This window comes from Actinomadura sp. HBU206391, assembly GCF_014323665.1.
Taxonomy (GTDB): domain Bacteria; phylum Actinomycetota; class Actinomycetes; order Streptosporangiales; family Streptosporangiaceae; genus Actinomadura_C.
In genome coordinates this window covers 1-1,852 of the sequence record NZ_JABVEB010000509.1, presented here as the reverse complement: position 1 = coordinate 1,852, position 1,852 = coordinate 1, and the positions used below count along the sequence as shown (strand labels likewise).

Sequence of the window (1,852 nt, the reverse complement as noted above, 5' to 3'; positions counted from 1 at the left end):
TGTTGGCGTACTCCCAGATCTCGGTGGTCCCGCGTCCTGGAGTCTCCTCGACCGGCTCGAAGAAGAAACGGCGGTTGATCTGGAGATGAATGGGGTTGCCGGCCGGATCCTGGGTCTCGGTCAGCACGATCTGCCGCCGCGGAACGCCGGGGGGCGGGCCGAGGACGTCCATCGGCGGCAGGACCAGCGCCTCCGGCGGAGTGGTGCGGTCCTGCCCAGAGAGCGGTGCGGTGACCTGGAATCGCATGATCTCTGGCATCGGTGGGCCGCCGCCCATGGGGTAGGGCGCCGGGGCGTCGTTCATGAGGGTGACGTGGGAACCCGGCCGCACCGTCGTGAAGTCGATGATCACGTCGGCTCGCTCGGCGGGCGCCAGGAGCAGGTTCGACAACCGGAGCGGTGCCGCACGGAGGCCGCCTTCGTGTCCGATCAGCCAGAACGGCAACCGCCCGCGGCCGGCGCGGAACCAGAAGTCGAAGAAACGCGCGTCAGCGGCGTTCAGGAATCGCAGCCGGTAGCGCCTCGGCTCGACCGCGAGATAAGGGTAGGCCTTGCCGTTGACGACGGGGGTGTCACCGAACAATTCCGGGACCCATCGTGGGTGGTAGGCGGTCACACCCTTGGCGGGGTAATGAAGCGAGCCGTCGGAGTTGAAGATCCGGTCCTGCAACACGAGGGGCACCTCGAATCGGCCTTGGGGCAGGCCCAGATCCGATTCCGTGGCGTCGCGGATCAGGTAGGCGCCGACCAGCCCGGCGTAGATGTTGAGCCTGGTGATCGCCATGGCGTGGTCGTGGTACCAGAGCATGGTGGCCCGCTGCTCGTTGGGATAGACGTAGATCACCTCATTGGGGGCCGCGCCGTCGAGCGTGGTGTACCGGTGGCCATGGCGGCCCTTCGGGGTGAACCATGCCTCGGGGTGCCCGTCGAACTGGGGCGGGGTGAAGCCGCCATGGAGGTGGGGGACGGTCCACACCTCGGTCCCCGCCGGAAAGCTCTCGGGCATCCGCCCTCCAGGCGGGTCGGGCGGAACGCCCGGGAGGTTCTTCCAGAGTGTGACGTCGATCGCCGGACTCAGCAGGTGGGAGGTCGGCAGGTCGTTGCGGTAGCGGACCACGGTGGGACGGTTTTTGCGCGTCACCAGGGTCGGCCCGAGGTAGCCGAGGCCGATTGGCCGTGTCCGCGTTCCGGTGCCGGGCCGGTCCGACGTCCAGTAGCCCCACGCTGCCGTGGTGCGCAGGTCCCGATGGAATCGCCATGGCCGCTGCAGCATCGTCAACTCGTAGTAGTCGGCGCCCGGATAGGCGGATCCGCGCGGGATGGCGATGGGGATCCGTGGCAGCGGATCGACATATTTTTCCAGCCTCCCTGTGGAAACCGGCGAGCTTGCCATTCCTCCGGGCCTTGAAACGCCCAAGCCGACGGCTGCGGTGACGTAGGCAAACTCTCTTCTGGTTAAATTCCGGGTGAATCGCAAGGCATGCCCCCGATCGTGGCCGCATTCTGCGGCCCCTCACGCATCTTCAGGCGACGTTTAGATGATTGCGGGATACCCAGACAATCTATGCCTTATACGGTCGAATCCCGTTTCAAAGGAGGCCTTGGTGAATCGGCTCGAGCGGCGTCGGAGTGCCCTGGCCACCACCTGCCGTCAGCCGCACCGCGTCCCACGAAGCGGACGGCCTCAGCGTTCCATCTGCCGCCGGTGGACCGCTTTGACCACCTCGATGACGCCGTATGACGCGGCAGCGGCGACGGCCACCCGCAGCCAGGCGGGACCGCCGAGCGGTGCGGATCCGAACAGGGCGTTGGCGGCCGGCAGGTAGGTGTAGAGGACTTGGAGGCCGATCAG

1 protein-coding gene is annotated in these 1,852 nt (G+C 67.0%); it reads right to left on the bottom strand.

The genetic code is table 11. From position 1 onward, the window contains the following. A partial coding sequence (locus tag HKK72_RS38910; RefSeq protein WP_187239377.1) for a multicopper oxidase family protein occupies positions 1-1,393 on the bottom strand: 1,393 nt, incomplete at its 3' end. Positions 1,394-1,852 lie beyond the last annotated feature (459 nt).